Annotated in this window: 25 protein-coding genes; 8 read left to right on the forward strand and 17 right to left on the reverse strand. The window is 54.0% G+C overall.

What is annotated here, in order from left to right; translation table 11 throughout:
• Positions 1-329: 329 nt before the first annotated feature.
• A complete protein-coding gene (gene gmhB / locus ACOTXD_RS08380; protein ID WP_061856040.1) occupies positions 330-896 on the reverse strand; it encodes a D-glycero-beta-D-manno-heptose 1,7-bisphosphate 7-phosphatase in 567 nt (188 codons plus the stop codon).
• A 188-nt stretch (positions 897-1,084) separates the two neighbouring features.
• Between gmhB and metN the strand changes: the two genes are divergently transcribed.
• The 6 genes from metN to proS all read left to right on the forward strand — a co-directional run bounded on the left by metN (position 1,085) and on the right by proS (position 6,664).
• The gene (gene metN / locus ACOTXD_RS08385; protein WP_003856124.1) at positions 1,085-2,116 is read left to right on the forward strand and encodes a methionine ABC transporter ATP-binding protein MetN; all 1,032 of its coding nucleotides are present in this window, start codon (positions 1,085-1,087) and stop codon (positions 2,114-2,116) included.
• Entirely contained in the window at positions 2,109-2,762 is a 654-nt protein-coding gene (locus tag ACOTXD_RS08390) for a methionine ABC transporter permease MetI (protein ID WP_003856130.1), read from the forward strand. Before metN ends, ACOTXD_RS08390 begins: the two co-directional genes overlap by 8 nt.
• Before the next feature lie 40 nt (positions 2,763-2,802).
• The gene (metQ, locus tag ACOTXD_RS08395) at positions 2,803-3,618 is read left to right on the forward strand and encodes a methionine ABC transporter substrate-binding lipoprotein MetQ (RefSeq protein WP_003856132.1); all 816 of its coding nucleotides are present in this window, start codon (positions 2,803-2,805) and stop codon (positions 3,616-3,618) included.
• A gap of 106 nt (positions 3,619-3,724) precedes the next feature.
• Complete coding sequence (gene rcsF / locus ACOTXD_RS08400; protein ID WP_003856133.1) at positions 3,725-4,129, forward strand: Rcs stress response system protein RcsF; 405 nt, start codon at positions 3,725-3,727, stop codon at positions 4,127-4,129.
• On the forward strand, positions 4,126-4,833 hold the full coding sequence (gene tsaA, locus ACOTXD_RS08405) for a tRNA (N6-threonylcarbamoyladenosine(37)-N6)-methyltransferase TrmO (RefSeq protein WP_003856135.1): 708 nt from the start codon (positions 4,126-4,128) through the stop codon (positions 4,831-4,833). The genes rcsF and tsaA overlap by 4 nt, the downstream gene beginning before the upstream one ends.
• 112 nt (positions 4,834-4,945) lie before the next feature.
• A complete protein-coding gene (proS, locus tag ACOTXD_RS08410; protein WP_061856039.1) occupies positions 4,946-6,664 on the forward strand; it encodes a proline--tRNA ligase in 1,719 nt (572 codons plus the stop codon).
• Between the two features lie 45 nt (positions 6,665-6,709).
• On the opposite strand, the gene nlpE is transcribed toward proS, so the two are convergent.
• From nlpE to ACOTXD_RS08425, 3 genes are read right to left on the reverse strand one after another with little or no spacing between them, the layout of a single operon-like run.
• Positions 6,710-7,408 (reverse strand): envelope stress response activation lipoprotein NlpE, encoded by a 699-nt coding sequence (nlpE, locus tag ACOTXD_RS08415; protein WP_003856140.1) that lies wholly within the window; start codon positions 7,406-7,408, stop codon positions 6,710-6,712.
• Between the two features lie 38 nt (positions 7,409-7,446).
• Positions 7,447-7,863, reverse strand: a complete 417-nt coding sequence (gene arfB, locus ACOTXD_RS08420) for an alternative ribosome rescue aminoacyl-tRNA hydrolase ArfB (protein WP_003856142.1) — start codon at positions 7,861-7,863, stop codon at positions 7,447-7,449.
• Positions 7,860-8,405 (reverse strand): YaeQ family protein, encoded by a 546-nt coding sequence (locus ACOTXD_RS08425; RefSeq protein WP_003856144.1) that lies wholly within the window; start codon positions 8,403-8,405, stop codon positions 7,860-7,862. Before ACOTXD_RS08425 ends, arfB begins: the two co-directional genes overlap by 4 nt.
• A 195-nt stretch (positions 8,406-8,600) precedes the next feature.
• Here ACOTXD_RS08425 and ACOTXD_RS08430 point away from each other — a divergent pair, with 195 nt between their 5' ends.
• Both ACOTXD_RS08430 and rof read left to right on the forward strand, forming a co-directional pair.
• Complete coding sequence (locus ACOTXD_RS08430; protein WP_003856146.1) at positions 8,601-8,801, forward strand: YaeP family protein; 201 nt, start codon at positions 8,601-8,603, stop codon at positions 8,799-8,801.
• On the forward strand, positions 8,788-9,048 hold the full coding sequence (gene rof, locus ACOTXD_RS08435; RefSeq protein WP_003856148.1) for a Rho-binding antiterminator: 261 nt from the start codon (positions 8,788-8,790) through the stop codon (positions 9,046-9,048). The genes ACOTXD_RS08430 and rof overlap by 14 nt, the downstream gene beginning before the upstream one ends.
• A 26-nt stretch (positions 9,049-9,074) precedes the next feature.
• Here the strand turns inward: rof and tilS are convergent, their stop codons facing one another.
• The 13 genes from tilS to rseP form a co-directional block, all read right to left on the reverse strand.
• Positions 9,075-10,361, reverse strand: a complete 1,287-nt coding sequence (gene tilS, locus ACOTXD_RS08440; protein WP_061856038.1) for a tRNA lysidine(34) synthetase TilS — start codon at positions 10,359-10,361, stop codon at positions 9,075-9,077.
• A 58-nt stretch (positions 10,362-10,419) separates the two neighbouring features.
• Positions 10,420-10,809, reverse strand: coding sequence for a VOC family protein (locus tag ACOTXD_RS08445; RefSeq protein WP_003856151.1), 390 nt, complete (start codon positions 10,807-10,809; stop codon positions 10,420-10,422).
• Positions 10,810-10,875: 66 nt separating this feature from the next.
• Positions 10,876-13,008: a lysine decarboxylase LdcC gene (locus ACOTXD_RS08450; RefSeq protein WP_003856152.1), complete on the reverse strand. Its 2,133-nt coding sequence runs from the start codon at positions 13,006-13,008 to the stop codon at positions 10,876-10,878.
• Positions 13,009-13,108: 100 nt separating this feature from the next.
• Entirely contained in the window at positions 13,109-14,068 is a 960-nt protein-coding gene (accA, locus tag ACOTXD_RS08455; RefSeq protein ID WP_003856154.1) for an acetyl-CoA carboxylase carboxyl transferase subunit alpha, read from the reverse strand.
• 12 nt (positions 14,069-14,080) lie between these two features.
• Entirely contained in the window at positions 14,081-17,563 is a 3,483-nt protein-coding gene (gene dnaE, locus ACOTXD_RS08460) for a DNA polymerase III subunit alpha (protein WP_003856156.1), read from the reverse strand.
• Between the two features lie 38 nt (positions 17,564-17,601).
• Complete coding sequence (gene rnhB, locus ACOTXD_RS08465) at positions 17,602-18,198, reverse strand: ribonuclease HII (RefSeq protein ID WP_003856158.1); 597 nt, start codon at positions 18,196-18,198, stop codon at positions 17,602-17,604.
• On the reverse strand, positions 18,195-19,343 hold the full coding sequence (gene lpxB / locus ACOTXD_RS08470) for a lipid-A-disaccharide synthase (RefSeq protein WP_003856161.1): 1,149 nt from the start codon (positions 19,341-19,343) through the stop codon (positions 18,195-18,197). The genes rnhB and lpxB overlap by 4 nt, the downstream gene beginning before the upstream one ends.
• Positions 19,343-20,131, reverse strand: coding sequence for an acyl-ACP--UDP-N-acetylglucosamine O-acyltransferase (gene lpxA, locus ACOTXD_RS08475; protein WP_003856164.1), 789 nt, complete (start codon positions 20,129-20,131; stop codon positions 19,343-19,345). Before lpxA ends, lpxB begins: the two co-directional genes overlap by 1 nt.
• A 3-nt stretch (positions 20,132-20,134) precedes the next feature.
• Positions 20,135-20,590 carry a 3-hydroxyacyl-ACP dehydratase FabZ gene (gene fabZ / locus ACOTXD_RS08480; RefSeq protein ID WP_003856165.1) on the reverse strand — a complete coding sequence of 152 codons (456 nt, stop codon included), beginning with the start codon at positions 20,588-20,590 and terminating at the stop codon, positions 20,135-20,137.
• A 104-nt stretch (positions 20,591-20,694) separates the two neighbouring features.
• The gene (lpxD, locus tag ACOTXD_RS08485; RefSeq protein WP_003856168.1) at positions 20,695-21,720 is read right to left on the reverse strand and encodes a UDP-3-O-(3-hydroxymyristoyl)glucosamine N-acyltransferase; all 1,026 of its coding nucleotides are present in this window, start codon (positions 21,718-21,720) and stop codon (positions 20,695-20,697) included.
• 3 nt (positions 21,721-21,723) lie between these two features.
• Positions 21,724-22,218, reverse strand: a complete 495-nt coding sequence (gene skp / locus ACOTXD_RS08490; RefSeq protein ID WP_003856169.1) for a molecular chaperone Skp — start codon at positions 22,216-22,218, stop codon at positions 21,724-21,726.
• Positions 22,219-22,341: 123 nt separating this feature from the next.
• The gene (gene bamA, locus ACOTXD_RS08495) at positions 22,342-24,759 is read right to left on the reverse strand and encodes an outer membrane protein assembly factor BamA (RefSeq protein ID WP_061856037.1); all 2,418 of its coding nucleotides are present in this window, start codon (positions 24,757-24,759) and stop codon (positions 22,342-22,344) included.
• Between the two features lie 31 nt (positions 24,760-24,790).
• Positions 24,791-26,143, reverse strand: coding sequence for a sigma E protease regulator RseP (rseP, locus tag ACOTXD_RS08500; protein WP_003856174.1), 1,353 nt, complete (start codon positions 26,141-26,143; stop codon positions 24,791-24,793).
• Positions 26,144-26,145 lie beyond the last annotated feature (2 nt).

A 26,145-nucleotide genomic window follows, 5' to 3' on the forward strand; every position in this document is an offset into this window, starting at 1 on the left:
GTGTTCACTCGTTGAGACTTGGTATTCATTTTTCGTCCGAGGACGTTAAGAATCCATGTCACTTTGAGTGCCCACACAGATTGTCTGATAAATTGTTAAAGAGCAGTGCAACGCGGCTTTCGCTCACCGTTGCGAGGTGGCGCATATTACGCTTTCCTCTTTCAGAGTCAACCCTGATTTTCAGGATTTTTTCTCTTCAACCGACCGGGTTATCTGTGAAGTGATTCACATCCGCCGTGTCGATGGAGGCGCATTATAGGGAGCCGCCGAGGAATGACAAGCGGAAAAATGCATTTTTATTTCAACCGCTCACCTTTTCGCCAAAACGCCTATTTTTGGTGCTTTTTAATCTCTTTTGGCAGTTCTGCCAGACTAGTTATCACCCAGTCGGCTGCATTTTCTGCTTCTGGGGTGACCGGTTTACCGGTACGCACTAATACTTTGGTACCTACACCTGCCGCCGCTGCTGCCTGCATATCTTCCAGTTTATCGCCCACCATATAAGATGCGGCCATATCAATGTGCATGAATTCCTTTGCAGAGATAAACATGCCCGGGTGTGGCTTACGGCAATCGCAGGTCTGACGATACGCCTCTACACTTCCCTGCGGGTGATGCGGACAATAATAGATGCCATCAAGATCGACGCCGCGATCGGCCAGAGACCAGTCCATCCATTCCGTCAGCGTCTCGAACTGCGCTTCGGTAAATTTACCTCGGGCGATACCGGACTGGTTAGTTACCACCACCAGCGCATAGCCCATCTCTTTCAACTGGCGCATGGCATCTATTACGCCCTCGATAAATTCGAACTCATCAATCTCATGGACGTAACCGTGATCCACATTAATAGTGCCGTCACGATCGAGAAAAATTGCGGGTACAGATTTTGCCACCGGTTTGCTCCTGAAAAAGGCTTGTTCGGTTAGTATCTCATGAATCGCAGCGCAATAAAGTGCTCATCGCAAAGAGGTGGATTGATTTAGACGTCTGGATGCCTTAACATCCATTTTGTTTACGGTCATTCCCCGTATCTGGCAGAAGAAAATGCCACGGCTAACTTACTTACGATAAAAATAATCTAATGATTAAACTTTCCAATATCACCAAAGTGTTCCAGCAGGGGAACCGAACCATTCAGGCGCTGAACAACGTCAGCCTGCATGTGCCTGCTGGTCAGATTTATGGCGTCATTGGCGCATCGGGTGCAGGTAAAAGTACGCTGATCCGTTGTGTTAACCTGCTTGAGCGCCCAACCCAGGGCAGCGTAGAAGTTGGCGGCCAGGAGCTTACCGCTCTCTCAGAAAAAGAACTCACCAAAGCGCGTCGCCAGATTGGCATGATTTTCCAGCACTTTAACCTGCTGGCCTCACGCACCGTTTTCGGTAACGTTGCGTTACCCCTGGAGCTGGATAACACACCAAAAGAAGAAATTACGCGTCGCGTCACCGAACTGCTCGATCTGGTTGGTCTGGGTGATAAACATGACAGCTACCCGGCAAATTTGTCCGGCGGGCAAAAACAGCGAGTAGCAATCGCTCGCGCGCTGGCAAGCAACCCAAAAGTGCTGCTGTGCGATGAAGCCACCAGCGCATTAGATCCGGCTACCACGCGCTCTATTCTGGAACTGTTAAAAGACATTAACCGTCGTCTGGGCCTGACTATCCTCCTTATTACGCATGAAATGGATGTAGTGAAACGTATCTGCGACTGTGTAGCAGTCATCAGCAACGGTGAGCTGATTGAGCAGGACACGGTGAGCGAAGTCTTCTCGCACCCGAAAACGCCGCTGGCTCAGCAGTTCATTCAGTCCACACTGCATCTTGATATTCCGGAAGATTATCTGGAAAGACTGAAAACAGAAGCCGTTGCAGACAGCGTTCCAATGCTGCGCATGGAGTTTACGGGTCAGTCCGTTGACGCACCGCTGCTTTCCGAAACCGCGCGTCGCTTTAACGTTAATAACAACATTATTAGCGCGCAGATGGATTACGCCGGTGGCGTGAAGTTCGGCATTATGCTGACGGAAATGCACGGCACACAGGAAGAAACCCAGGCGGCAATTGCCTGGCTGCAAGAACATCACGTAAAAGTAGAGGTACTGGGTTATGTCTGAGCCGATGATGTGGCTACTGGTTCGCGGCGTTTGGGAAACGCTGGCAATGACCTTCGTATCGGGCTTCTTTGGTTTTGTGATTGGGCTGCCGGTCGGCGTGTTGCTGTACGTCACGCGCCCGGGTCAAATTATTGAAAACGCGAAGCTGTATCGCACGCTCTCTGCGCTGGTGAACATTTTCCGGTCTATTCCGTTCATTATTCTGCTGGTGTGGATGATTCCGTTTACTCGCGTGATCGTCGGGACGTCGATTGGTTTGCAGGCGGCAATTGTCCCGCTGACAGTAGGCGCGGCACCGTTTATCGCCCGTATGGTGGAAAACGCCCTGCTGGAAATCCCAACAGGCCTGATTGAAGCTTCCCGCGCGATGGGTGCAACACCAATGCAGATCGTTCGCAAAGTTCTGCTGCCAGAGGCGCTGCCTGGGCTGGTGAACGCAGCAACCATCACGCTTATCACGCTGGTCGGTTATTCTGCAATGGGCGGCGCCGTAGGTGCTGGCGGTTTAGGCCAGATTGGATATCAGTACGGCTATATTGGCTATAACGCTACCGTAATGAATACCGTTCTGGTATTGCTGGTTGTGCTGGTTTACTTAATTCAATTCTCTGGCGATCGTATCGTCCGGGCTGTTACGCATAAATAACGTTACAAACAACACAAACTCGACGAGTTAAGGATATAACATGGCGTTTAAATTTAAGACCTTCGCAGCAGTAGGCGCACTGATTGGCTCGCTGGCACTGGTGGGTTGCGGTCAGGACGAAAAAGATCCAAACCACATCAAAGTAGGCGTTATCGTCGGTGCAGAACAGCAGGTTGCTGAGGCCGCGCAGAAAATCGCTAAAGAGAAATATGGCCTGGACGTTGAACTGGTGACCTTCAACGATTACGTTCTGCCGAACGAAGCGCTGAGCAAAGGCGACATTGACGCTAACGCCTTCCAGCATAAACCGTACCTGGATCAGCAGATCAAAGATCGCGGCTACAAACTGGTTGCTGTCGGTAACACCTTCGTTTACCCGATTGCCGGCTACTCCAAGAAAATTAAATCTCTGGATGAACTCCAGCCGGGTTCACAGGTTGCCGTCCCTAACGACCCAACCAACCTTGGCCGTTCCCTGCTTCTGCTACAGAAAGTGGGCCTGATTAAACTGAAAGAAGGCGTTGGCCTGTTACCGACCGTTCTGGACGTAACCGAAAACCCGAAAAATCTGAAAATTGTTGAGCTGGAAGCACCACAGCTGCCACGTTCTCTGGACGATGCGCAGATCGCCCTGGCCGTGATCAACACCACTTACGCCAGCCAGATCGGCCTGACCCCAGCGAAAGATGGCATCTTCGTTGAAGATAAAGATTCCCCGTACGTCAACCTGATCGTGACTCGCGAAGACAACAAAGACGCGGAGAATGTGAAGAAATTCATACAGGCATATCAGTCTGAAGAAGTGTACCAGGAAGCCAATAAGGTGTTTAACGGCGGCGCGGTTAAAGGCTGGTAATCTCCCGGCAGTGTAATATCATCAAGACGGGCATTTGCCCGTCTTGTCATTTGTGCGGTCAACTGCTTCAATATCTGACGTTTTGATTATCCACTGAGGAATTATTATGCGTGCTTTACCGATCTGTCTTTTAGCACTGATGCTGAGCGGCTGTTCTATGCTAAGCAGATCTCCTGTTGAACCTGTTCAAAGCACTGCAACCCCGCCAAAAGCGGAGCCAGCAAAACCGAAAGCGCCTCGCGCTGCGCCGGTACGTATTATTACCAAAGCCGACGAGCTGGTCGGTAAGCCATTCCGTGAACTGGGCGAAGTGAGCGGCGAATCCTGCCAGGCAACGAATCAGGACTCTCCACCCAATATTCCGACAGCCCGCAAGCGTATGCAAATCAACGCGTCGAAAATGAAAGCCAACGCGGTGTTGCTGCACAGCTGTGAAGTCACCAGCGGCACACCAGGTTGCTATCGTCAGGCGGTATGTATCGGTTCTGCGCTTAACATTACGGCGAAATGAGTTCATTTCAGTTCGAGCAGATAGGCGTTATCCGCTCCCCTTATAAAGAAAAGTTCGCCGTGCCGCGTCAGCCGGGTCTGGTCATTCACGGCGGCGGCGAGCTTCATCTTGTCGCGCCGTATAACCAGGCCGATGCAGTGCGCGGGCTTGAGGCGTTCAGCCATTTATGGGTGGTCTTTGTGTTTCACCAGACCATGGAAGGCGGCTGGCGTCCCACTGTGCGTCCTCCTCGTCTGGGCGGAAATGCCAGAATGGGGGTCTTTGCCACCCGCTCAACCTTTCGTCCCAACCCCATCGGAATGTCGCTGGTCGAGCTGAAAGGCATACGTTGTCAGAGAGATCAGGTGATCCTGGAGTTAGGTAGCCTTGACCTGGTTGATGGCACACCGGTCATAGATATTAAGCCTTACCTGCCCTTCGCCGAAGCGCTGCCGGATGCCCGGGCAAGCTATGCTCAGGACGCACCGCAGGCAGATATGCCGGTTCACTTCACGTCTGAAATAACGACGCAAATCAGCGAGCTGGAAAAGCGTTATCCACGTCTGCGTGACTTTATCGTTGAAGTGCTGGCGCAGGACCCCCGTCCCGCCTACCGCAAAGAAGAGGAAGCCGGGAAAACGTACGCCGTCTGGCTGCTGGACTTTAACGTGCGCTGGCGCGTGACTGCGGCGGGTTTTGAAGTGTTTGCCCTGGAACCCAGGTAATTTTGTTCTCCTCTCTTTTGGCATCTTTGCCACACTGGTAAACTAAACCACTTTTTTTGTGTCAGGCTGGTGTTTCAGCCTGTTCCAATCGTCGAAATGGAACCGTAACAACATGCGTACTAGCCAATATCTGCTCTCCACTCTGAAGGAGACACCTGCCGACGCCGAGGTGATCAGCCACCAGCTGATGCTGCGCGCCGGGATGATCCGCAAGCTGGCCTCCGGGTTATACACCTGGCTGCCGACCGGCGTGCGCGTCCTGAAAAAAGTCGAAAACATCGTGCGTGAAGAGATGAACAACGCCGGTGCTATCGAGGTGTTAATGCCGGTCGTTCAGCCCTCTGAACTGTGGCAGGAGAGCGGTCGCTGGGAGCAGTACGGTCCTGAACTGCTGCGTATTGCCGATCGTGGCGATCGTCCATTCGTCCTCGGCCCAACGCATGAAGAAGTGATCACCGATCTGATCCGTAACGAGCTGAGCTCTTACAAACAGCTGCCGCTGAACTTCTTCCAGATCCAGACCAAGTTCCGTGACGAAGTGCGTCCACGCTTTGGCGTCATGCGTTCTCGCGAGTTCCTGATGAAAGATGCTTACTCTTTCCATACTTCTCAGGAATCGCTGCAAGAGACCTACGACAAAATGTACGCGGCCTACAGTAAAATCTTCTCCCGCATGGGGCTGGATTTCCGTGCTGTACAGGCTGATACCGGTTCAATCGGCGGTAGCGCCTCCCATGAATTCCAGGTTCTGGCGCAGAGCGGCGAAGACGATGTGATCTTCTCTGACTCCTCTGATTACGCCGCGAACATCGAATTTGCAGAAGCGCTGGCACCAAAAGAACCACGCGGCGCGGCAACGCAAGAGATGACGCTGGTTGATACGCCAAACGCGAAAACCATCGCCGAGCTGGTGGAGCAGTTTACTCTGCCGATCGAAAAAACCGTGAAAACCCTGCTGGTGAAATCGGCTGAAGGTAGCGCTTATCCACTGGTTGCCCTGCTGGTACGAGGCGATCACGAGCTGAACGAAGTGAAAGCCGAGAAGCTGCCGCAGGTTGCCAGCCCGCTGACCTTCGCAACGGAAGCGGAGATCCGCGCCGTGGTGAATGCAGGTCCTGGTTCTCTGGGCCCGGTGAACATGCCTGTTCCGGTGGTCATTGACCGCACCGTTGCGGCGATGAGCGACTTCGCTGCGGGCGCAAACATCGACGATAAACACTACTTCGGCATCAACTGGGATCGGGACGTGGCGACGCCGGAAGTGGCTGACATCCGTAACGTGGTCGCAGGCGATCCAAGCCCGGACGGCAAGGGTACCCTGATGATCAAACGCGGTATCGAAGTAGGCCACATCTTCCAGCTGGGCGATAAGTACTCACGCGCAATGAACGCTGCCGTTCAGGGCGAAGATGGTCGTAACCAGGTTCTGACCATGGGCTGCTACGGCATTGGCGTAACGCGCGTTGTTGCTGCCGCTATCGAGCAGAACTATGACGAACGCGGAATCGTCTGGCCGGATAACATCGCGCCTTTCCAGGTAGCGATCCTGCCAATGAACATGCACAAGTCTTACCGTGTGCAGGAGCTGGCTGAGAAACTCTACGCTGAGCTGAGCGCGAAAGGTATCGACGTGCTAATGGATGACCGTAAAGAGCGTCCTGGCGTGATGTTTGCTGACATGGAACTGATCGGTATTCCACACACCATCGTCATTGGCGACCGTAACCTCGACAGCGACGAGATTGAATACAAGTACCGTCGCAACGGCGAAAAACAGATGATCAAGACGGGCGATATTCTTGATTACCTGGTGAAAGCCATCAAAGGTTAAGAAACAAAAAACCCCGCCAGTGCGGGGTTTTTTAATGGCTATATCTTATTTACTGTCGCAGTCTTTCCCCGCAGCAAACTTCGCGTCTTTATCTGCCACTAGCGTTTTCACCAGCTCGCCGCTATCCGGGTTTGGCTCCAGCGTAAAATGCCCTTCAACCGTCAGCAACACTGGCTTACTGTCGTTGCCGCGCGCAACGGCATAGTCTCGCTCCAGCTGGGCATTGTTCGCCACGCTGACTTTCTTCCCGGTTGCACAGTCAGTGAAGATCGCCGCATCCGCCATGTAGAAATACATTCCTCGCATCGCCATTGGGGTGGCTGGCAGGGTCGCTTTCACCGGGGCCAACGTGTAGTTGAACTGGGATTCAATCGGATTGCCTTCGCGATCGAGCATCTCCATCCCCTCGCCTTTGGCGCGGAAGAAGGTTTTATCGCCCGTGGTATCCGTCAATACCAGCTTCTCAGCCGTACGCGCCCATGTTCCGTAAGATGCAAAAGAAGACGGTTCTTTCGCCCCCTGGTAACGCTGGTTCATGACCCAGGTGCCATCTTTTTGCAGGAACAGAGAGGTTTCGATGCCCTCGCAATCTGCACACGGTAATACGCCGCGCCAGCTTTGCTGCATCGGCTTTAATTCTTCATTTTGCGTTGGCTGTAGTACCTGCGTTTCCGAACGGTTATTACAGCCAAAAAGCGCAAACAGGCTTGTCACGGCCAGCGCTGATAATAATGCTTTTTTCACAATACTTTCCTTATGAAAAGGGTATCCCTTTCGTCACATTATGGGTGACGGACTTTGCCACGCAGTGATTTTACGGTGGATTTCTGCGCCTTCGATGACAACCGACGTTCTTTCGATGCCCGCGTTGGACGTGTTGCCCGGCGACTTTTTTGTACAGCCGTCAGCTCTTTGATGACCGCGACCAGCCGGGCAATTGCCGCTTCCCGGTTAAGCTCCTGGCTGCGATACTCCTGCGCTTTAATCACTATCACACCCTCGCTGGTGATCAGGTGATGGCTGGCGGCAAGCAGGCTTTCTTTATAATACTCTGGCAGGCTGGAGGCCCGAATGTCAAAGCGCAAATGGATAGCCGTTGAGGCCTTGTTAACGTGCTGCCCCCCTGCGCCCTGGGCCCGGATAGCGGTGATCTCCAGCTCGTTATCAGGGATGCTGACATTTCGGGACAATACAATCATGATGCGGGCTGCCAGGCCGTGAGATGAATTTCCAGATTATTCTGAGAATCGGAAAGCCAGATGGCACCGTCCTGAATTGTTGCCTGTAGCGCCATCGTCCGGCTGGCGAACGCACTCAGCTGCGCCAGCTGTTCATCATCCAGATACCAGACGGTAAGATTTTTGAACTGCGCACATTTATTTTTATTTTGTTGCCACCAGATCTCCGCCGCGCGCTGGTTGTAGGCAAACAACGCCACTTCAGCAGACTGGGTGCAGGCCTTTTTGATCCGGCGTTCATCCGGCAGGCCAAGCTCAATCCATAAATCGATACCCAGATGATCGTTGCGCAACCAGGCTTCCGGTTCATCTTCCGCGCTTAAACCACGGGTAAATTGCAGACGCTCGTCGGCATACTTAATCCACGCCAGCAGGCGCAGCATCATGCGCTCCTGGGTTTCAGAAGGGTGACGCGCCAGCGTCAATGACGCATCCAGAAACTGGTTACGGTCAAGATCCGCCACATTGACCACAGCTTTATAAATAGTCGCTTTCAGCGCCATGAGAGAACTCCTTTTGAATCAGGCGTACATTGTAGCGAAAACCGCGGCAAAAGGCTGTTACGAGGTGGTGGCTCACTCTTATCAAGGCGCTGATATTGCTTAAATGAGTATGGTATAGTCACCTTGCTAAACCGAGTTTAACTTCGTAGGCTTAATGATATCTCACAGTAAGTCAGTACGCTGGCAGGAGGTGATGTGAATAATTATTGTGAGTTGATTCGCAGACGGTATGCGGAGATCGCCAGCGGAGATCTGGGGTACATTCCGGATGCGTTGGGCTGTGTATTGAACGTGCTAAATGAAGTGGCCTCTGATGAGAGCCTTTCTGAATCGGTCAGGGAAAAAGCAGCGTATGCTGCGGCGAATTTACTGGTGAGCGATTATGTCGATGAATGATACTTATCAACCCATCAATTGTGATGACTATGACAACCTCGAACTCGCCTGCCAGCATCATTTAATACTGACGCTGGAGCTAAAAGATGGCGAAGTGCTAAAGGCAAAGGCCAGCGATCTGGTTTCCCGTAAAAATGTGGAATACCTGGTTGTGGAAGATGCAGGTGCAACGCGTGAGCTACGCCTCGACAAAATTGCCAGTTTCAGCCATCCGGAAATCGGCACCGTCGTGGTGAGCGAATCCTGATAACCAACGGGCAGCCAGGCTGCCCGTTACGCTTTCCATTCAAAATTAACACCCGCTTCAGCCCACCCCTCTTCAGTGATGAACCCCCCTGCCGCCGCGATGAGCGTGTCGCCGTAAAACAGAAGCGGCGTGGTATCACGTCGCCAGGGCGGAACGTTCTGTTCCTGCCAGATTTTCTTCAGCTTACGCCCGCCGTTACGACCGACGATATGCAGCATGCCGCTGGCCCTGAAGCGTATGGTAACGTTCTCGTCCGGCTCAGGTAGACGCACATTGCCCGAATGACTTAACGCAACGACACCGGCATTCATCGGTAGCGTTAATGCTTTTTCCGGCGACGGCCAGCCGAGCACAACGTCAGCCAGCGACGGCACAGATTTTACCCACCAGAGTTGCCCTTTATAACGCCTGACGTCATAACCATTCAGGTGTATACACGGTGCGGCATCTTCCCTCGCCTGTGCAACTTCCTCCCAGATACGGTTGAGCATCGCCCTGGACGGCATAACCGCACGGTGGTAAGCCAGCCAGCGGCGAATCAGAGCAGCCCGACGCACGGGGCTCATCACCTTCAACGGCGCAACGTTCAGGGCACCGTCAGCGGTAATCAGTGTATTCAGCTCCCCGCTCAGCAACTCATCCAGCAAGCTTTCCTGTTCAGCACACAGCATGGCGCTTCTGGCCGCCGCTTCGGAAAAATGCGCCCAGCGCTCACTCAGCAGCGGTAAGACGCGCAGGCGCAGGAAGTTACGGTCGTAACTGTCGTCCTGATTGCTGTCGTCTTCAATCCAGCACAGATGATGCTGCTGCGCCCAGGCTTCCAGTGATGCGCGCGTCTCACCCAGCAGCGGGCGGATGAGCTCTGTTTCAGCAAAATCAGCGCGCTCAGGCATGGCGGATAAACCCGCAGGCCCGCTGCCCCGCTTGAGCGCCAGTAAAAACGTCTCGCACTGGTCGTCCAGATGCTGCGCGGTGACCAACGCTTCTCCAGGCTGTAATGCGCCAGAAAACGCGGCGTAGCGGGCTTTCCGCGCCTGCGCCTCAATACCCAGCCCCTCATCCTCAAGCGTGACGCGTTCAACGATCAGCGGGATCTCCCACCCTGAGCACACCGCTTCGCAGTGCGCCACCCAGTCTTCGGCATGGGGGCTTAAGCCGTGATGGATATGCATCGCCCGCAGCTGGACGTCAGGCTCACGGTCGCGCCAGAGCTTAAGGCGGTGCAGCAAAACGGTGGAATCCAGGCCACCGCTGAACCCCACCAGCAGCTGGCGGTAGGGTGAAACGGCGTGCGCGATAGCGGGTAAGGTCATAGGAAATTACACATAAAAAATGCCCGAACTGAACGGGCATTATCACACATGACGGCGATTACTGCTGATAAAGCTCCAGCGGCAGGCCGTCCGGATCGTTGAAAAAAGTGAAACGTTTATCGGTAAAGGGATCGACACGAATCGCTTCGCAGGCCACGCCGTGGGCTTCCAGATGTTTTACCGCGCTGTCCAGGTCATCGACACTGAAGGCCAGGTGGCGCAGGCCGCAGGCTTCCGGGCGTGAAGGACGCGCTGGCGGGAAAGGAAAAGAGAACAGCTCAATCACATATTGACCGTTTAACGCCAGATCGCCTTTCCAGGAGTCGCGCTCCTCACGGTAGGCCTCGCTCAACAGCGTAAAGCCGAGAACGTCGCAGTAGAATGCCTTACTTTTCGCATAATCGGTGGCAATGATCGCAATATGATGAACCGCTTTTAAACCCAGCATAGTTTCTCCTTTTTATGATGCCCTGAACGTTACAACCGACAACCCGCCCCTGGCAAGCGGCCCCTTTTATTTTAGGACTCTCACCCAGTACACGCCGTTATCATCGCGTTTCGCGCCATGAATATCCGTTTCAAAGCCAGGATAGTGGCGCCCCACCGAACAGAGCATCAGCAGGAAATCGAGCACCGCCCGGCTCTCCTCGGTGATCATTTCACCCGGCATCAGCAGCGGCACGCCCGGCGGATAAGGCAGGATCATGTTGGCCGATACCCGCCCGACCAGGTTCTCCAGTTCAACGGTTTCAACCTCCCCTTTCACCTGGCGCTGCCACGCCCTGTGCGGCGTCAGCTTCATTTCAGGCAGAACATCAAATGCTTGCAACATCAGGCGCGGCAGATCGTGCTGGCGGATCAGCCTGTGAATCCCCTGGGCCAGATCCTGAATACGCATATTGCGGTAGAAGTCAGGATCTTCCGCGTAGAGATCCGGCAGCATGTTCTTCACCCGCAGGTTCAGATCGTATGCGCGCTTAAACTCCATCAGTCCCCTGAGCAGCCCCATCGCGCGGGTTTTATCGATCCCGATGCTGAACAGGAACAGCAGATTATAGGGGCCGGTTTTCTCCACCACCACGCCGCGCTCATCAAGGAACTTCGCCACCAGCGCTGCCGGGATCCCTTCCTCACCCATCACACCCTGCTCATCCATGCCCGGCGTCAGGATTGTCACCTTAACCGGATCGAGGAACATGTGGTCCGCATCAGCATCCCGAAAACCGTGCCAGCTCTCCCCCGGCGCGACGGGCCAGCATTCTGCCTCATCAATCTCTTCCGGCTGCCAGATATCAAAGAACCAGCCGTCCGCTTCATCTTTAAGTCGCTGAACCTCTTTTCGGAAATGCAACGCCCGCTCCACCGAACGATTGATCAGGCGTTTACCCGGATTACCGCGCAGCATCGCTGCCGCCGTTTCGATGGACGCCACCAGCGGGTAGCTTGGCGACGTGGTCGTGTGCATCATGAAAGCTTCGTTGAAGGTGTCCTCGTCGTACTCACCCTTGATGTGAATGAGAGACGCCTGGGAAAACGCGGCCAGCATTTTGTGCGTCGACTGCGTTTCGAAGAACACCTTGCCCGGCACCCGCTCGCCGCTCATCCCACTTTTACCCGAGTAAATCGGGTGGAAATTAGTGTAAGGCACCCACGCGGAGTCAAAGTGAATCGACGGCACGTCCAGCGTCTGCTTGATCCAGTTCGTGTTGTAAAGCAGCCCGTCATAGGTGGAGTTGGTGATCACCGCATGCACAGGCCAGCTTGCCTCGGGGATAGCCGCGATCTTATTCTCAATGGCTTCATGCGCGAACTCACGGCGAGGAATGCCGCCGAGAATACCCAGCGCATTACGCGTAGGCGACAGCCAGAGCGGCACCACATCGCTCATCATCAGCAAATGCGCCAGTGATTTATGGCAGTTTCGGTCAATCAACAGCGTACTGCCGGCAGGCGCGGCATACATCCCGACGATTTTGTTCGAGGTTGAGGTACCGTTGGTCACCATGTAGCTTTGCTCGGCGCCAAAGGTCCGGGCGATGTATTCTTCAGCTTCCAGATGCGGGCCGGTATGATCCAGCAGAGAGCCTAACTCGGTGACCGAAATCGACACGTCCGCCTTCAGCGTGTTACCGCCGAAGAAATCGTAGAACAGGCATCCCACCGGGCTTTTTTGATAGGCCGTTCCCGCCATATGGCCTGGCGTACAGAAGGTGTACTTCCCTTCTTTCACATAGGTGAACAATGCGCGCGTAAACGGCGGTGTGATGTTATCGAGGTATTCACCGGTGTACTGCTGAATGCGGGTCGCAATGTCCTCGGCAACGCCGAGTGAGTATTCGAAGAACCACAGCGCCATACGCATATCGTGCGCACTCACGTCCATGGTCGAGTGAGTGTTGATAAACGCGTACAGCGGAAGATATTCGTTGAGCTTATTGATATCGCTGCACAACTCCATGTCGTATTCGTCCCAGTCGAATATCACGCCACAGATGCGCGGATTGTGTTCGATAAATTTCAGCAGGTCGGCGCTGTTTTGCGGCCAGATCAGCTGGTATCCGCGTGCTTTAAGGGCTTGCTCCAGCTCCTTGATGGGTTCGTCTTTATAAAAGACGCCGTGTGGCCCCATGATGGCAATGATGTTCATGGTTTACCTCCTTGAAAAACATCAGATAAGCATAGTTAAGGTAAACGGCAGGTATAAAAAAAGCCGCAACAATGTGCGGCTTTTAGGATAATTGTGAGGCTTACGCGTAACCGTAGGTCATCAGACGCTGATAACGACGGTTGAGCAGATCTTCTGTGCTCAGCACGTCCAGGTCCGCCAGGTCTGCCAGCAGCTGCGCTTTCAGGGAAGCAGCCATCACTTCCGGCTTACGATGCGCGCCACCCAGCGGTTCAGGGATAACGGTGTCGATCAGCTTCAGCTCTTTCAGACGTGGGGCAATGATGCCCATCGCTTCAGCAGCCAGCGGCGCTTTATCGGCACTTTTCCACAGGATGGAGGCACAGCCTTCCGGAGAGATAACGGAATAGGTACTGTACTGTAGCATATTCACTTTATCGCCCACGCCAATTGCCAGCGCACCGCCGGACCCACCTTCACCGATAACGGTACAGATGACCGGCACTTTCAGGCGAGACATCTCACGCAGGTTGCGTGCGATGGCTTCAGACTGACCACGCTCTTCGGCGCCAACCCCCGGGTAAGCACCCGGCGTGTCGATGAAGGTGATGATTGGCATATTGAAACGCTCAGCCATCTCCATCAGACGCAGGGCCTTACGGTAGCCTTCTGGAGCTGGCATACCGAAGTTACGACGGATTTTCTCTTTGGTTTCACGGCCTTTCTGATGACCAATGATCATCACCGGACGTCCATCCAGACGCGCGATACCGCCGACGATAGCTTTATCGTCAGCGTATGCGCGGTCGCCTGCCAGTTCGTCAAATTCGTCAAACGCCAGGCGGACATAATCCAGGGTGTACGGACGCTGTGGATGTCGCGCCAGCTGGGCGATCTGCCATGCGCCGAGATCGGCAAAGATTTTGCGCGTCAGTTCTACGCTTTTTTCGCGCAGACGATGCACTTCTTCGTCGATGTTAATATCCAGTTTTTCATCCTGACGGCTCACGGCTGTCAGAGAATCGATTTTCGCTTCCAGCTCTGCAATCGGCTGTTCGAAATCAAGGAAATTCAGACTCATAGTATTCCTGTATTAGTCAAACTCCAGTTCCACCTGCTCCGAACCAATGAGGCCACGGAGATCGTTCAGTAAACGATCGCTCGGAGAGACACGCCACGTTGCACCAAAGCGCAACCGCGCGCGTGCATCCGCCCTCTGATAGTAGAGATGTACTGGAATGGTCCCCGAGCGGTGGGGTTCCAGAGACTGACGGAGTCGGTTTAAAAGCTGGTCATCAATTTGCCTGTCCGTCAGCGAGATAGCAAGCCCGCGAGCATATTTTTCCCGGGCTTCGTCAATGTCCATCACTTCGCGGGCGGTCATTTTAAGCCCCCCGCTGAAGTCATCAAAGCTGACCTGTCCGCTGACGATAAGTATGCGGTCTTTTTCCAGCAATTGCTGGTATTTATCCAGCGCGTCGGTGAACAACATCACCTCCAGACGCCCGGAACGGTCATCCAGGGTACAGATGCCGATACGATTGCCGCGCTTGGTGACCATTACCCTTGCAGCAATCACGAGCCCCGCAGCCGTGGTGATTTTACCACGTTCTGTCGGATGCATGTCTTTAAGCCTGTGGCCGCCGACATAGCGCTCAATTTCTTTAAGATACTGGTTGATCGGGTGCCCCGTCAGGTACAGACCTAACGTTTCCCGCTCTCCATCCAGCACTACCTGTTCTGGCCACGGCTGGCAGTTGGAATAGGACTGCTCGATCTGCTCTGGCTCTTCCGCCAGCACGCCGAACATATCCGCCTGGCCAATGGCTTCCGCTTTCGCATGCTGATCGGCCGCCTTCAGCGCATCGCCGAGCGAGTTCATCAGCGCGGCGCGGTGTGGCCCCAGACGGTCAAACGCGCCGGACATGATCAGTTTTTCCAGCACGCGGCGGTTCAGTTTTTTGGTATCGGTACGGGCGCACAGATCGAACAGCTCACGGAAGTAGCCGCCGTTGTTACGCGCTTCAATGATCGCCTCGATCGGACCCTCACCCACGCCCTTGATCGCGCCGATCCCATAGACGATTTCCCCGTCATCGTTAACGTGAAAATGATACAGGCCCGAGTTAATATCCGGCGGCAGGATCTTCAGCCCCATGCGCCAGCACTCGTCCACCAGGCCAACCACCTTCTCGGTGTTGTCCATATCGGCAGTCATTACCGCTGCCATAAACTCAGCGGGATAGTGAGCTTTCAGCCACAGCGTCTGATACGAAACCAAAGCATAGGCGGCGGAGTGAGATTTGTTAAATCCGTACCCGGCGAATTTCTCCACCAGGTCGAAGATTTTCATCGCCAGTTCGCCATCGATGCCGTTTTTCTTCGCTCCATCTTCAAAGATGGAGCGCTGCTTGGCCATCTCTTCCGGCTTTTTCTTACCCATCGCACGACGCAGCATGTCTGCGCCGCCAAGGGTATAACCCGAAAGTACCTGGGCGATCTGCATCACCTGTTCCTGATACAGGATGATGCCATAGGTTGGCTCCAGTACCGGTTTCAGGCTTTCATGCTGCCACTGAACGTCCGGGTAGGAAATTTCTTCGCGCCCGTGCTTACGGTCGATAAAGTTATCCACCATCCCCGACTGCAACGGCCCCGGACGGAACAGGGCCACCAGCGCGATCATATCTTCGAAGCAGTCGGGTTGCAGACGCTTAATCAAATCTTTCATGCCGCGGGATTCAAGCTGGAAGACGGCTGTCGTCTCCGAGCGTTGCAGCATGTCGAAACTTTTCTTGTCATCAAGCGGGATAGCCGCGATATCCAGCGGCGGTTCGCCGTTCTTCTCGCGACGGGCGTTAATCATCTCCAGCGCCCAGTTGATGATGGTCAGCGTACGCAGGCCGAGGAAGTCGAACTTCACCAGCCCGGCGTATTCTACGTCGTTCTTGTCGAACTGGGTGACCGGATGCTGGCCCGCTTCGTCGCAGTACAGCGGCGCAAAGTCGGTGATTTTGGTCGGGGCGATAACCACCCCCCCCGCATGCTTACCGGCGTTACGCGTGACGCCTTCCAGCTTGCGCGCCATGTCGATCAGCGCTTTGACCTCTTCGTCGGCTTCGTAGATTTCCGGCAGCTGAGGTTCAGCTTCAAAGGCTTTCGCCAGAGTCATGCCCGGATCGGGCGGCACCAGCTTAGAGATACGATCGACAAAACCGTACGGGTGGCCCAGAACGCGGCCCACGTCGCGGATAACCGCTTTCGCCGCCATCGTCCCGAAGGTAATGATCTGTGAAACCGCATCACGACCGTACATATCGGCCACGTGCTCAATCACCTGGTCGCGTTTTTCCATGCAGAAGTCGACGTCAAAGTCGGGCATGGAGACACGTTCCGGGTTGAGGAAACGTTCGAACAGCAGGTCGAATTCCAACGGATCGAGGTCGGTGATTTTCAGTGCGTACGCCACCAGCGAGCCGGCACCGGAACCACGGCCCGGGCCTACCGGCACGCCGTTATCTTTCGACCACTGGATGAACTCCATCACGATCAGGAAGTAGCCAGGGAACCCCATCTGGTTGATCACCTGGAGCTCAATATCCAGGCGCTCGTCATATTCAGGACGCTTCTCTTTACGGACCGCTTCATCCGGGAAAAGGAATTCCAGACGCTCTTCCAGACCCTCTTTCGATTTCATGACCAGGAAATCTTCGGTGGTCATGTCGCCCGTCGGGAACTGCGGCAGGAAGTATTCGCCGAGACGCACGGTGACGTTACAGCGCTTGGCAATCTCTACGCTGTTTTCCAGCGCTTCCGGGATGTCCGAGAAAAGCTCACACATCTCCTCTTCGCTGCGCATGTACTGCTGCGATGAGTAGTTGCGCGGGCGTTTCGGATCGTCGAGGGTGAAGCCGTCGTGGATAGCGACGCGAATTTCATGCGCGTCAAAATCGCCCGCCTCAAGGAAGCGCACATCGTTGGTGGCCACTACAGGCAGGCCACGCGCTTCCGCCAGGGCGACGGCCGCATGCAGATAGCTCTCTTCGTCCGCACGCCCGGTACGGATCAGCTCCAGGTAATAGCGATCCGGGAAATACTCTTCGTAGAACGAGACGCACTGATCCACCAGCGCGTTGTTACCGCGCAGCAGACATTTGCCGACATCCCCCATACGACCGCCGGAGATCAGCAGCAAACCTTCGTTCAGCTCTGCCAGCCAGTCGCGGTCAATCCATGGGCCCAGTGCGCCGTAGCCGCGCTGGTAGGCTTTTGAGATCAGCAGAGTGAGGTTCTGATAGCCCGTGTTATTCATGGCTAACACGGAAATTTGCGTCATCTCATCGCCGAGCAGGTCGCTCTGCACATGAAAATCCGCACCGACGATGGGCTTTAATCCTGCGCCATGCGCCGTTCCGTAGAACTTCACCAGGCCACACAGGTTGGTAAAATCGGTGATCGCCAGCGCAGGCATGCCAAGCGAGGCCGCCTTTTTTACCAGCGGCCCGGTCTTTGCCAGCCCATCGATCATGGAGTAGTCGCTATGCACCCGCAGGTGTACGAAACGTGGTTCAGCCATCTTCAAATCCCGCGTTACTTAATTGCTTGCGTCTTGATTCAGGACACCAGTCCCAGCGCGCGTTTCACCGGGCCAAAGCTGCGCCGATGATGTTCAGTTGCGCCATGTTCAGCCAGCTTTTCCAGATGGAAAGCCGTTGGATATCCCTTGTGCTGGGCGAAACCATACGCGGGATAAGTGAGGTCCAGCGCGGCCATTTCAGCATCGCGCGTCACTTTGGCAATGATTGACGCCGCACTGATTTCTGCGACGCGGCTATCGCCTTTAACAACAGCCATGGAAGGCATCGGCAGCGCCGGGCAACGGTTACCGTCGATCAGTACATACTCAGGCACAATCTTCAGGCCCGCAACGGCACGCTGCATCGCCAGCATGGTAGCGTGCAGAATGTTTAGATCGTCAATCTCATGCGGTTCTGCGCGCCCGAGACTCCAGGCCAGCGCTTTCTCTTTAATTTCATCGAACAGCGCTAAACGACGCTTTTCGCTCAGTTTTTTCGAGTCGTTCAGGCCAACGATCGGGCGGGCTGGATCGAGGATCACCGCCGCGGTCACAACGGCACCCACTAACGGGCCACGACCGACTTCATCCACACCGGCAACGAGGTGGGTATGGGGATAAATAAATTCCATCATTGTGCTAACTCCAGCACCGCATCGGCCGCCTGCTCATCAGCATTACAGCGGATCAGTTGATGCAGTTCACGGAACGTATCGTGCATCTGGTGGCTGGTTTTACCGTTGGCCAGCAGCGGCAGCAGCGCATCTGCCAGCGCCTGCGGCTGGCATTCATCCTGCAAGAGCTCTTTCACCAGCTCGCGACCCGCAAGCAGGTTTGGCAGAGATACGTAATCTGTTTTTACCAGACGTTTTGCCAGCCAGAAGGTAAACGGCTTCATGCGATAACCGACCACCATTGGGCATTTTGCCAGCATACACTCCAGCGCAGCCGTGCCGGAAGCCAGCAGTGCGGCATCGCTCGCAAACATGGCTTGCCGCCCTTTTCCGTCCAGCAAGCGGACGTGAAGATCCGGGGCGACGTCGGCTTTGATACGCTCAAACTGCTCCCGGCGTTTGGCATTCACCAGCGGCACGACCACTTCAAGATCGGGGTAAGTCTTGCGAAGAATTTGCGCCGTTTTCAGGAAATCAGCACTGAGCATTTCAACTTCCGCACCCCGGCTTCCTGGCAGCAGCGCCAGACAATGCACATCATGCGGGATGCCCAGTTCGTCACGCGCCGCGTTTTTATCCGGATCCAGCGGCATGGCATCCGCCATGGTATGACCGATAAAACGGCACGGGACATTAAATCTGTCGTAAAACGCTTTTTCGAAAGGCAGAAAAGCCAGCACCAGATTGGTGGACCGTCCGATTTTGAAAACGCGTTTCTGTCGCCACGCCCACACGGACGGGCTGACGTAATGGATCGTTTTGATCCCCTGCTTTTTCAGGTTCCCTTCAAGGGTAATATTGAAATCAGGCGCATCAATGCCGACAAATACATCGGGCTTGAGGTCGGTAAAGCGGCGGGTAAGGTCGGCGCGGATATGCAGCAGGCGACGCAAGCGGCCCAGCACCTCGACGATGCCCATCACAGCCAGCTCTTCCATTTCATACCAGGCTTCGCAGCCTTCGGCCTGCATTAGCGGCCCAGCCACGCCCACAAAGCGGGCATTGGGTACACGGGCTTTAAGCGCGCGGATAAGACCTGCACCAAGAATATCGCCGGAGGTTTCTCCGGCGACCAGGGCGATGGTAAGCGGACGACTGTCGACCATTAACGAATCAGACCACGGGTTGAACGTTCAAAGAATTCCATGAACGTTTTCACTTCAGGGTGCTTATTCGCCAGCTCGGCAATTTCCGGCTTAGCCTCTTCCAGCGTTTTACCGCTACGGTACAGCAATTTGTACGCGTTGCGGATCGCGGTAATCGCTTCGCGGCTGAAGCCACGACGCTTGAGACCTTCAATGTTCACGCCAAACGGCGTGGCATGGTTGCCCTGCGCAATCACAAACGGTGGGACGTCCTGCGCCACACCGGAGCATCCGCCGACCATCACGTGTGCACCAATGATGCAGAACTGATGGACTGCGGTCATGCCGCCAATAATGGCGAAATCATCGACCGATACGTGTCCCGCCAGCGTTGCGTTGTTGGCGAGAATACAGCGGCTCCCCACGGTACAGTCGTGCGCAATGTGCGCATTAACCATAAACAGGTTGTCGCTGCCCACCTTCGTCAATCCACCGCCTTGCGTTGTACCACGATGAATGGTGACGCTTTCGCGAATGCGGTTACGATCGCCGATTTCCACGCGGGTCGGTTCGCCAGCATACTTGAGATCCTGGTTAACTTCGCCGATGGAGGCGAACTGATAGATCTCATTGTTGCAGCCAATGGTGGTATGACCATTCACGACAACGTGAGATTTCAGTACTGTACCCTCACCAATTTCGACATGGGGTCCAACAATACAAAACGGGCCGATGTGGACATTGGCACCAATGATGGCACCCGTTTCCACAATGGCGGTAGGATGAATAAAGGCGGATTTATCAATCACGTATCAGGCCTCCCGGCTACGCGCACACATCATTGTCGCTTCGCAAACAACTTTGCCGTCAACCATAGCTACGCCTTTGAAGCGAGTCAGGCCGCGACGCGTTTTTTCAAAAGTGACTTCCATGATCATTTGATCACCAGGCACGACCGGACGCTTGAAGCGCGCTTCATCGATACCCGCGAAGTAATAGAGTTCACCCGGTTCCAGTTTACCTACGCTTTTAAACGCCAGAATACCGGTAGCCTGTGCCATCGCTTCCAGGATCAATACCCCCGGGAAGATAGGTTTACCAGGGAAGTGCCCCTGGAAGAACGGCTCGTTAACGGAGACATTTTTCACTGCGCGCAGAAAACGACCTTCTTCAAAATCCAGCACACGGTCTACCAGTAAAAACGGATAGCGGTGCGGCAGAAGTTCTAAAATCTCTTCAATATGCAGAGTATGAGTGTCAGTAGTCAAAATACTCTTCCTGTCAAATGTACTAAGTAGCAATAATAACACGGCCTGCCGGTTTATAAACAAAGCCGACAGGCCGGGAAATTTAGCGTTAAACGGATGAACGCTTAGTCTTGTTGATCGATTTTGCGCTCAATCGCTTTGAGTCGCTTGCTCATATCATCAATATTCATCACCAGTGCAGCTGTTTTACGCCAGACCTTGTTCGGTTGCAGCGGAATACCGGAGGAATAAACGCCAGGCTCAGTGATTGGACGCATCACCATGCCCATCCCCGTCACCGTGACTTTGTCGCATATTTCCATATGGCCATTGATCACGCTGGCACCGCCAATCATGCAGTATCGGCCAATTTTCAGGCTGCCTGCCATGATAACACCACCCGCAACTGCGGTATTGTCGCCAATCACAACGTTATGTGCAATCTGGCACTGGTTGTCTATGATAACACCGTTACCAATAATGGTGTCGTCAAGCGCACCGCGGTCGATGGTGGTGCAAGCGCCGATCTCCACACGATCGCCGATAATCACGCGACCCAGCTGAGGGATCTTAACCCAGTTACCCCGATCGTTAGCGTAACCAAATCCGTCAGAACCAATCACCGTGCTGGACTGTACGAGACAATTCTCGCCAATCTCAACCTCATGGTAGACAGAGACATTGGCCCACAGACGAGTCCCTGCGCCAATTTTCGTATTTTTTCCAACAAAGCAGCCTGGGCCAATCACCACGTTATCACCCAGCACGACGCCGGATTCGATAACGGCGTTTGCGCCGACTGATACGTTGTTACCCAGCTGAGCCGTCGGATCAATCGCAGCACTGGCTGCAATGTTCTGTGCCGGCTGCGGCGTGGTATCAAGAATTTGGGCCATGCGCGCATAGGTCAGGTAGGGATTTTTCACTACCAGTGCAGCGCTAGTGGCAAACGGAAGATCGTCCTGCGTCAGAACAACGGCAGACGCCTGGCACTGGGCCAGGTGTTCACGGTACTTAGGGCTTACCATGAAGGTAATAGTGCCTGCTTTAGCAGATTGCATGGACGCAACAGCGGTGATGACGATATCGCCATCACCGTGTAATTCTGCATCCAACTGCTGAGCTAAATCAGCCAGTCGAATTGAAGGCATTACTTATTTAACCTGTTTCAGAACATCAGCGGTGATGTCTTTAACATCGCTGCTGTTGAATGCAACGGCGTTCGAATCAACAACCAGATCGATGCTCTGATCGGCTGCGACTGCTTTAACGGCAGACTGAATACGCGTCACCAGTTTGCCACGCTCTTCGTTAGAACGACGCTGACGATCCTGCTCGAAAGCCTGCGCTTTCTGAGAGAAGGTCTGGCGCTGAGACATGACGTCTTTTTCCAGTTTGCTGCGCTCGCTCGCTTTCATGGTAGAACCATCACGCTGAAGACGCTGCATCTTGGACTGAAGATCACCTTCCATACGTTGCAGTTCGCTCGCACGGCCTTTGAATTCGTTTTCCAGCGTTGCAGAAACACCGGTTTTCTGTGCAACCTGCTGGAACAAATTACCCATGTTGACGATTGCAATTTTATCCGCTGCCTGAGCAGAAGTTGCCATCGCTAAACCGAGACCTGCAGCTAATAACCACTTTTTCACAATTAACTCCTTACCATCCCATTGGCACCCGAGGGGTACCGTTCTTTGCGTGGCAAGGCGATCGTTTTACCGATCGCCGGTTGTCAGCGCTACACTGCCAACGCATTCCATTGCAGCGGATTATTACCAGGTTTTACCAATGTTAAACTGGAACTGCTCCGCTTTGTCTCCATCGTATTTCTTAAACGGCTGGGCGTAAGAGAAGACCAACGGCCCCAGCGGTGACATCCATTGTAATGCGATACCTGCGGACATGCGAATGTTGCTCGGATCGCTGTAGTCCGGAACCCCCGCCGCACGCGTCTGGGCGGTGTTCTCCCAGTTGGTGTCCCACACCGTACCTGCATCCATAAAGAAGGAGGTACGCACGGAGTTCGCATACTTATCGCTGATAAACGGCGTAGGCGTGATGAACTCGAGGCTCGCCACGGCCATAGCGTTACCGCCTACTGCGTCATCAGAGCTACATACTTGCTTAGGATCACGGCTTGCGCAGTTATCTTCGTCATTACCGCCGTAATAAACCGCTTTCGGACCAATGTTATTGGACTGGAAGCCACGCACGGTGCTTGAACCACCGGCGTAGAAGTTTTCATAGAACGGCAGTTCTTTGCCACCTAAACCGTCACCATAACCCCAACGGGTACGACCCAGAACAACCCACTTGTGATCTTCATCAATTGGGAAGTAGGACGCCGTATCCAGCGTGACCTTGTAGAACTCGTTATCCGAGCCCGGGATAGTCACTTTACCGTTCAGGTTGACGCGTGAACCTTCCGTCGGGAAGTAGCCACGGTCAAGACGGTTGTAGGTCCAACCGTAGTTGAAGGTGAAGTCATCCGCGGCGAAACCGTTGTCATCGCTGGACGTACTCGCCGACTGACCGATGGAGTCCAGATAACGCCACATCGCCACCTGCGGTTGCATGTTGGACAGGTCGTTATGCACGTAGCCTAAACCTGCACGCAGGGTGTTGTATTCGTTGACCGGGAAGCCGAGCGTACCATCCAGACCGTAACTCTTGTTGGTATACGAGGAGAGGTCCGCGTCGTCCGCTTTAAAGTCGTTATAGAAGATACGACCGCCCAGGCTTACACCGTCGACGGTGAAGTATGGGTTGGTAACGGAGAACTCAGAGTAAGTCTGGTAGTCGTTTTTCGTCCCGTTGATACCGACAGAGTAGCCCGTACCCAGCCAGTTATCCTGCTGTACACCGACCTGGAAGCTCACGCCACTTTCAGTACCGTAACCAATACCGAAGTTGAAGCTACCGGTATTACGTTCTTTAACTTTATAAACAACATCAACCTGATCCGGACGACCCGGTACACGCTGCGTATCGGTATCGACCGTTTCGAAATAGCCCAGACGGTTCAGACGCTCTTTACCCTGGTCTACCAGATCGCTTCCCAGCCATGCCCCTTCCATCTGGCGCATTTCACGGCGCAGAACGGAGTCTTTAGAGGTATCGTTACCTTCGAAGCGGATCTTACGCACGTAGTAGCGGTTGCCCGCATCAACGTTAACGTGCAGCTTAACGGTTTTATCCGTGTCGTTAATTTCCGGCTGCGTTTGCACACGCGGATACGCATAACCATAACGGCCGAGCAGCTTCTTAATGCTGTCTTCCATTTTGGTGACTTTAGATCCGCTGTACAGATCGCCCGGCTGAATTTTGGTCAGAGATTCAATTTCAGCAGAATGTCCTGCCAGGTTGCCGCTGACTTCAACACCCGAAAGCGTGTACTTATCGCCTTCTGTGATGTTAACGGTAATGTAGATACCTTTCTTGTCCGGAGTCAGACTCACCTGAGTTGAATCGATGTTGAAACGGGCGTAACCGCGATCCAGATAGTAGCTGCGCAGAGTTTCAAGGTCACCCGCCAGTTTCTGTTTCTGGTATTTACGATCGCCCACCACGTTCCACCACGGTACTTCGTCACGCAGCTGGAAGTTGGAGATCAGTTCGTCGGTGCTGAACGCGTGGTTACCCACGATGTTGATCTGCTGGATCTTCGCAGAAACACCTTCCTGGAAGACCAGTTTCAGGTCAACACGGTTACGTGGCAGCGGTGTAACAACCGCTTTAACGCTCGCGCTGTATTTACCGACGCTGTAGTAGAAATCTTCCAGACCTTTTTCAATGTCTGCAAGGGTTGTGCGGTCCAGAGATTCCCCCACACGAACACCCGATGCCTCAAGGTTCTGCTTGAGCATGTCGTCTTTCACCGACTTGTTGCCGGAGAAAGTGATGCTGGCAATCGTTGGACGTTCTTTTACCTGAACCACCAGCGTATCACCATCGCGCAGGACGCGGACGTCCTCAAAGTTGCCAGTGGCAAACAGAGCACGGATGGTGTTACTGATATCTTCATCATTAACCGTATCGCCGGGGCGCACAGGCATACTGAGGAGGGCCGCACCAACGGCGACACGCTGAAGGCCTTCGAAATGAATATCTTTCACTACGAACCCGTCAGCACCGTATACGGTCGCGCTGCTAAACAGCAGCGACGCTATGAGCAACTTTTTCATCGCCATCGTTATTATGCGTTCTTCCTAACTAACTCTCTTACAACCGAGAGAAATCATTGAAAAGTGCAAGCCCCATTAACAGCACCAGCAAAATCGAGCCAATGCGATAACTAAAGTCTTGAACTCGCTCGGATACCGGTCCGCCTTTTAGCTTTTCAATCGCTAAAAACAGCAGATGGCCCCCATCTAATACGGGAAGCGGGAACAGGTTGATTATCCCCAGGTTCACGCTAATCAGCGCAAGGAACATGAGATAGTAAATCACCCCGAACTCCGCTGACATCCCAGCCCCCTGAGCAATCGAAATTGGCCCACTGAGGTTGTTCAGTTTCACATCACCGGTTATCAATTTCCCCAACATGTTGACCGTAAGCTTCATCAGCTGCCATGTTTTATCCGTGGCCTCAACGATGGCGCTAAACGGCCCATACTGGCGTATTGTCTTGTACTCATCTGGCAGTGGGATCACTTTCGGCACAACGCCTGCAAACCCTTCCGCCTTACCGCCGCCCGATTTGGTATCCGGAGTGAGGGTCAGTGAGAGCGAACTCCCCTGCCTTTCCACTTCCAGCGCCAGCGGCTTGCCTGGATTATCGCGCACCAGAGTAACAAAGGTCATCCATTGTGTTAATGGCTGACCATCGACTTTAACGATCCTGTCACCCGCTTGTAAACCTGCTTTACTCGCTGCCGATTTGGCCTGTACTTCGGCTAATACCGGCTCGATCTGCGCGCCGCGCGGTCGAATCCCGAGTGCGGCGACAGGGTCCTCTTTGTCTGGCTCAAAGCGCCAGTGGCGTAAATCCAGCACTTTTTCCTGCCGCTGGTCGGAACCAAATGGCGATACGCTGACGGTTGTCTGCTCATCACCAATTTTGGCAACCAGTTGTAACCTCACGGCATCCCAATCAGGGGTTTCGATACCATCAATCGCTTTAAGTTCCATTCCCGGTGTAATTTGCGCCGTTGCCGCAATAGAACCCGTGGTGATTTCGCCCACGACCGGGCGCACGCCAGGCACGCCGATGATAAACACCAGCCAGTAGGCGAAGATAGCGAAGATGAAATTGGCTACCGGGCCGGCAGCGATGATGGCAGCACGTTGTCCAACAGTTTTATTGTTAAACGCGCGATGGCGAAGTTCCGGGGCGACAGGCTCAACGCGTTCGTCGAGCATTTTGACATAGCCGCCCAGGGGAATCAGAGCAATGACAAACTCGGTGCCATGCTTATCGGTGCGCTTCCAGAGCGATTTGCCAAAGCCAATCGAGAATCGCTCCACCCGCACACCACAGCGCCGGGCAACCCAGAAATGGCCAAATTCATGCACGGTAATCAGTACACCCAGTGCAACAATGAACGCCGCCAGATTCCAGAGAATGCTCAGCATAA

It is taken from the genome of Enterobacter cloacae complex sp. CDL013 (genome assembly GCF_049238805.1).
Lineage (GTDB): Bacteria > Pseudomonadota > Gammaproteobacteria > Enterobacterales > Enterobacteriaceae > Enterobacter > Enterobacter hormaechei_C.